The sequence below is a fragment of the Desulfosarcina sp. genome (assembly GCF_046496365.1).
GTDB lineage: Bacteria > Desulfobacterota > Desulfobacteria > Desulfobacterales > Desulfosarcinaceae > Desulfosarcina.
On sequence record NZ_JAWOHB010000213.1, the window covers coordinates 1 to 6,591 of the forward strand.

The window sequence follows — 6,591 nt, forward strand, 5'->3', positions numbered from 1 at the left end:
CTGAAACACCTGGATTTATGGCATGTCAAGCGCAAGCCTCAACCTCTGGCCCATGCCCCGCCTGCCAATCAACTGACCTTATGTGATGACGCTTCCGGGCCGAGTGCGGATGATTTAGTCGTTGATCCGCAGTATCCAGTCGAATCATACTTTTAAATGCAACGCATGCGCCCGACAGGCTTTTTGTTGCCAAAATGCATGCATTTGAGTAAAATCGGCACCAGATCGGCGGTTGATATAATGCTCGATATCGGCCACACACACTTGAAGAGAGGGCGGCTGGATGCGGGCCGCCGTGCGGGTTTCTGACCCGCTACATCTTGGGATACACGTGACACCGGCACACAACTCGAAAATTCCCTTCTTTTGACCCTGAAAAGGGAATTCTTATCATCGAAAGCTCCGATTTTTTGGCCCAGGACCGCCGGCTTCCCCGTGTGGAACCCGGAGAATACCTTGCCGTCTTCTCCGCCGGCGCATACGGCTTTACCATGTCGTCCCAATACAACGCCCGGCCCCGGGCCGCCGAGGTGATCGTCGACGGCGACCGTGCGTCGCTGGTACGCCAGCGGGAAACATACGCGGATCTCATCGCGCTGGAAATTTGACAACCAGACGCTCCTCCGGAGGACCAACAGGTGAAAGACATCCACCAGCTCAAAGCAAGACTCGCCGTTCTCTTCGCCGAGCAGTACTTTGCCGTCCTGGCGACCCGTGCCGGTGACAGTATCCACAACACGCTGGTGGCCTTTGCCGCCAGCGACGACCTGAAAACCCTCTTCGTGTGCACCCCCCGGGCCACACGCAAATTTGCCAACCTCAAGCAGAACCCGTCGGTTTCGCTGCTGGTGCACAACAGCTCGAACATGGCCACGGACATCCGGCAGTCCATCGCCGTGACGGTCTCCGGCACGGCCGAGGAGGTGCCTGCGGATCGCCTGGCGGCCGCCCGGTCGGTGTACCTGGCCAAACAGCCCCACATGTCCGGCTTTGCCACCTCCCCCAACACGGCCATCATCGAGGTGACCGTCGGTCGCTACGATGTGGTGGCACATTTCCAGGACGTTACCATTTTGGAAATCCAGAAGGATCGGATCGTGCAGCCATGAACGCCATCCTTTCATTCGACCGCATTGAAGGCCGTCACCGTGATCTGGTGGGCGGCAAAGCCTTGGCCCTGGCCACACTGAAGCGCGGCGGGATGACGGTGCCCGACGGCCTGTGTGTCACCACCACCGTTTACCAATACTTCATCCGCACCACCGGCTTGGGCACACGGATCGGTCTGGAAATGGGCCGGCTTCCCCTGGCGGAAATGCGCTGGGAGGAGATATGGGACATGGCCCTGCGGATCCGCAACCTTTTTCTCAACACCTCCCTCCCCGACCATCTGAAAGAAACGCTGGCTTCGGAACTGGAGGCGCAATTTGCCGGCCGCGCGGTGGCCGTGCGCTCCTCATCACCCCAGGAGGACCGGGCCGGCAGCTCATTCGCCGGCCTGCATGAATCCTTCGTCAATGTCCGCGGCCTCAATGCAATCTTAGCGCACATCCGCCTGGTGTGGGCGTCCCTGTGGTCCGACGGCGCGCTGCTCTACCGCAAGGAGCTGGGCATGGATATGCAAAAAAGTGCCATGGCGGTGATCGTTCAGGAACTGGTGGCCGGCGAGCGCTCCGGCGTGGCCTTTTCCAGAAGTCCCGACGGCGCCGACCACGCGGTGGTGGAATCGGTCTACGGCCTCAATCAAGGCCTGGTAGACGGTACCATCGCCCCGGATCGCTGGACGCTGGACCGCCGTAGCGGCAATGTAATCAGCCACACGCCGGCCGTCCGGGAACAGGCCGTGCGGCCGGTGGACGGTGGCGTCACTGCGATGCCGCTGACAGAAGGTGAACGACACGCGCCCCCGCTGGATGAAGGCGCCCTGAGTCGGGTGTTTGGCATGGCCATGACGCTGGAGAGAACCTTCGAGCGTCCTCAGGACACGGAGTGGACCATCCGCGGAGACGACCTTTTTCTGCTCCAGAGCCGACCGGTGACCACGACCCGGGACAGCGACGCCGAAGGCACCCCCTGGTCGGCAGGCGACAAGCGTCCCTGGTATCTGAGTCTCAAGCGCAGTTTCGACAATCTGAAGGTCCTGCACCGCCGCATCGAGGATGAGCTCCTGCCCCAGATGGCGGCCGAGGCCCGGGCGCTGTCGCAAACCGACCCGGCAGACCTCTCGGACGCCCAACTCATCGAAGCCATCCAGATGCGCATACGCATTCATCGGCACTGGGTGGATGTCTATTGGCGCGACTTCATCCCCTTCGCCCATGGCGCCCGCCTATTCGGCCAGGTCTACAACGACTTGGTCAAGCCCGAAGACCCCTATGCGTTCACCGCCCTGTTGGGGGAAACCCGCATGACCGGAAAGGAACGCAATCGGGAACTGCGCAAGCTGGCCCGCATGATCCGGTCCGACAAACGTCTGCGTGAAGGATTAACCACCGGAGAAACGGATCATGTGACCGCAGAATTTTCAACCCACTTGAACACTTTTCTGGAACGCTATGAAGATCTCACGTTCAAAGCGGTTCGTTTTTTCAAAGACCGCGCGGGCTTGATCCGCATATTGCTGGAAATGGCGGAACAGGCCGAACCCCAAGCGGCTGCCGGGCGGCCGGACATCGCCGCCTTAACCGAGGATTTTATCGAACGCTTTCCCGAAGACCGACGCGCGTTTGCCCGCCAACTTTTAGCGATTGGAAGGTCCAGCTACCGGCTGCGGGACAACGACAATATCGTCCTCGCCCGCATCGAAGCCCAATTGCTGAAGGTGGTGGACGAGGCCAAGCGGCGAATCGGTGAGCGTGAACGGCTGAACGCAGACGACCTCACACCCGCACAGGCAGTCAAGATGCTGTCGGACCCTTCCGCCATCGGCGAAATCGTTAAGGAACAGGCGGCCGTCGACGAACCCATCCAGCATCAGGGACGGCCGGGTCTGGCCCCGCCAGCCGTGAACACCGCCGAAGGGGAGTTCGTCATGCGCGCCCGCCAGCTCATCGGTCAGCCCGCTGGCCAAGGCTTGGCCGTTGGCAAAGCCAGGGTGATTTCAGTCGTAGACGACCTCTTTCAGTTCAAGTCCGGCGAAATTCTCGTCTGTGACGCCATCGATCCCAATATGACCTTCGTGGTGCCCCTGGCCGCGGCCATCGTCGAGCGGCGCGGTGGCATGCTGGTCCACGGCGCCATTGTCGCCCGTGAATACGGCCTGCCGTGCGTCACCGGCGTAGCCGACGCCAGCGTCCTGATCCACACCGGCGACCGTCTCACCGTGGATGGCTATCTGGGAATTGTGACCATCGGGGACTGAAGACAACCTTATTCCATGCCTGGTCGATCAAACCGATCGGGAGGTCGATAAAAAACTGCCATTCAGGACGAAAAGGCCGTGCCCGGCGCTGTCTTGGCCATCCAAACCTTTGGGGATATGCCTGGGTACCATCCGGGCCGAGTGTGGATGATTTAGTCGTTGATCCGCAGTATCCAGTCGAATCATACTTTTAAATGCAACGCATTACAGTCGGCCGAATGTGGATGTAATGACGCTGTATCGACCATTACTGCATCTGGGTGAACCGATAATCCTATTGTCGCTCTCGGTCGCCGGAAATACCATAAGGATATCGCCTTCATCCCCACAACTGCCATTTATAGTCAGGCGGCCATTTTTAAATTTACTTGTGTCAATTGTTGCCTTGTTCGAATTTGAAGAAGTGGATTGAAAAACAGTACCAACATTTGTCCACTGATTATCCCCACTGCACCCCGTCAGAAAAAAGATCATCACGAGCAACCCAGATTTGTTCAAACCATTCACCTTTAAACGCTACAATCGCCCCTCGGCCTGTCATACGCTTTCTATCAGCGTCGAAACATTCAGTCCAGTGGCAGGATTAATACACTAGATAGATAATACAAAGACAGAGCCACCGAAGACACTGCCTCTTGCTACACCGTGGCTAAGATCATTTTTTAACCCACTTGTTGCCTTTTTCTTTATTAATTTTCTTCATTTGCCCCGGCGGATACTGTTTTTTGTGTTGGTCATGATAAATATACGGTTTGTCCGTATCCATCTCGATTGAAACATGGTTTCCCAATTGCATCTTCAGATCATGGGGCAGAGATGCGGCAACCTGCCAGAACGAACCGCTGAGATAAAAAAACAGGCCTCTATGTGCGTCGTGGTATACCGAACAAGAAGGAAAATATTGATATTGGCGCTTCGAACGATATCCGTGGGCCGGTGCATGCGTCGGTGGGCCGTTCTTGTTTCCGCTGACAACCTTTTGTGTAGCCGCTTCGGGCTGTTGGTTGGTCCAGGAAAAGCTTAAACTCCCGGCATAGGCATATGAAGACAAAAAGAAAACAGTTGAGATTAGGGCGATGCCCCCAATAAAAAATTTGCGCATGGTAGTCCTCCTTTTGATTTTCTCTGATGGAGAGCAAGGAGGATGCCACAGATCATCATGTTGATATAAAATTTAAATATCAATTGGTTGGAGTCGTGTTACCAATTTGATCATGTGGGTCTGTTTGCAAAAATTGTCAGCAATGGGTACAAAAATTGACAATACAGTATACCCTTTCTAAATGTAAGTTTTGTATTTGTTAAATTTCAAGTAAGTTGGGATTAATTGACTTTCCCAAGAATGGGACCGGCCTTTTTGAACCTAAGCAGGTTTTTAGCACCCTGTGTTGGGTCACGTACATACCTTGTCCATTACCTCGGGGCGGGCCATATGTCTGAGGGAATCAGGTTTCCAAGCTCAGCCGGGAGCCGTTGTCCACCACCGGGTGTGCACTCCGCCGCACAGCGTGGTGATAGCATCGTCCCTTACCATGGGGCTACCAGGTCTGGGAACCAGGTTAATAAACCAAGTAGGGCGGCAAGGCCGTCGCCCGGTTTTTGGAAGGCGCTGCCGTCACCAAGTGGTACACTTCGCACTCCCACAGGTTTAACGATCTGCCTTGGCCGACCGTCATTACCCGCTCATCCCCCCAAGCTAAACACAACACGACTACTCCCCATTTAGTCACACAAATGGCGTGATTCGGGATCTATCCACTGACAATAAATTGTCGGGCGCTTTCGGTTTTTTGGCCATTTGTTCAAACTTATGCCACAAAGAATTTTAACATCTTGTAATAACTCTTTTTTTAGCTTGGCACACAATATGCTGTCATCCTCTTGGGGAAATAATTTAACGCTTAAACTTCATAGGAGGCGGATGTGAAAAAGAATGGCAACGCGGTTAAACTGCTGATGATGTTGATGGTGGTGTTGGCACTTGTTTCCGGGTGTGGTGACAGTGGCGGAGGATCGACTGATAACCTAGCTGCGGATCAAACCCCTGAAACGCCGACGACCTATTCCATCTCGGGGAAGGTGAGCGGGGATATCAAGCAGAGCGTCAACATTGTGCTATCCGGAGCGATGAGCGCAAACGTGCTTACGGACCCAGACGGCAACTATTCAGTCGCCAGCCTCCCGAACGGATCGTATACAATCACTCCTTCCAAAGCCGGGTACACCTTCACCCAAGCCAGCAGGTCTATAATCATCAATGGAGCGGGTTCACCGGGAAATGACTTTACGTCCGCCGCTGTTCTTTATGCGATCTCCGGGACCGTCAGCGGGGTCGTTACAACGGATGTGACCATAACGGTGACCGGCACAACCGAAGGCGGCGCGGCCTTCGCTCCGGTCGAAACGACGACATCTGGCGACGGCAGTTATTCCGTGCCGGCGGTGCCTAACGGTGATTACGTTGTTGCCGCTGCCAAACCAGGGTATTTGTTCAACCCCTCAAGCTACGCGGTGACGATAAGTGCGGAAAATTCGCAGAATAGGGATTTTAGCGCATCGATAAACCCGATGTTGGCGTTCACGGCCGATGGTGGAGCAGGAATCACGGGTGCAGGCGGGGCTGGCGGTCAGTTCTACGCCGAATCCAATGGCTCGATCAAGGTGCTCAAATCCGGTACCTTGGAAGCGAGTTTCCCCGAGCCGTCGACCACTGCGAATTTCGGCACCCATCCGTTTACCGTGAGCACTGACACCACGGTGCCCGATACGGATAATACTCCCGGGGCTCTCTGCCAGGCATTCGGTCAAGACGGGACTCTGTACATCGGCAACGGGAACGGTATCTGCGGCGATGACCTTGATACCCGGGTAACCGGCCTGACGGTTGCTGCTGGGGCGACACTGGTTCTGGTCGACGATGGGAACATGCAGGGCATGCTTAATTTAGAGAACGACCTTGTGATCCGGGGAACTATCACGAGCGATCTTTCAGTCAACTCCGGCCTCAATATCGAGGCGAACTTTATTTACGTGGAGAGCACCGGCAAGATTACGGCTTCGGCAACGACGGCAGACGAATCCGGCGGGGAAATCTATCTCGGTAACGGGCAGGAGCTGACTAAAGCCATCATCAACCGCGGTACAATCGAGGCCAGAGGGTACGGCTCGGGATTCGGAGGCCACATCTATTTTGGACCCGACGACCTCGTCGTCAACTACGGCATGATCGA

At 55.8% G+C, this 6,591-nt stretch carries 5 protein-coding genes; 4 read left to right on the plus strand and 1 reads right to left on the minus strand.

Going from position 1 to position 6,591, the window contains the following annotated elements:
• The first annotated feature begins 437 nt into the window (after window positions 1–437).
• From R6V78_RS20745 to R6V78_RS20755, 3 genes are read left to right on the plus strand one after another with little or no spacing between them, the layout of a single operon-like run.
• Window positions 438–608: a hypothetical protein gene (locus R6V78_RS20745; RefSeq protein WP_410291303.1), complete on the plus strand. Its 171-nt coding sequence runs from the start codon at window positions 438–440 to the stop codon at window positions 606–608.
• Between the two features lie 30 nt (window positions 609–638).
• A complete protein-coding gene (locus R6V78_RS20750) occupies window positions 639–1,109 on the plus strand; it encodes a pyridoxamine 5'-phosphate oxidase family protein (protein ID WP_410291304.1) in 471 nt (156 codons plus the stop codon).
• Complete coding sequence (locus R6V78_RS20755) at window positions 1,106–3,361, plus strand: PEP/pyruvate-binding domain-containing protein (protein ID WP_410291305.1); 2,256 nt, start codon at window positions 1,106–1,108, stop codon at window positions 3,359–3,361. The genes R6V78_RS20750 and R6V78_RS20755 overlap by 4 nt, the downstream gene beginning before the upstream one ends.
• Before the next feature lie 655 nt (window positions 3,362–4,016).
• Here R6V78_RS20755 and R6V78_RS20760 read toward each other — a convergent pair.
• The gene (locus R6V78_RS20760) at window positions 4,017–4,463 is read right to left on the minus strand and encodes a hypothetical protein (RefSeq protein WP_410291306.1); all 447 of its coding nucleotides are present in this window, start codon (window positions 4,461–4,463) and stop codon (window positions 4,017–4,019) included.
• Window positions 4,464–5,284: 821 nt separating this feature from the next.
• On the opposite strand from R6V78_RS20760, the gene R6V78_RS20765 reads away from it, so the two are divergent.
• Window positions 5,285–6,591 (plus strand): carboxypeptidase-like regulatory domain-containing protein (locus tag R6V78_RS20765; RefSeq protein WP_410291307.1); only part of this gene is annotated, 1,307 nt, incomplete at its 3' end.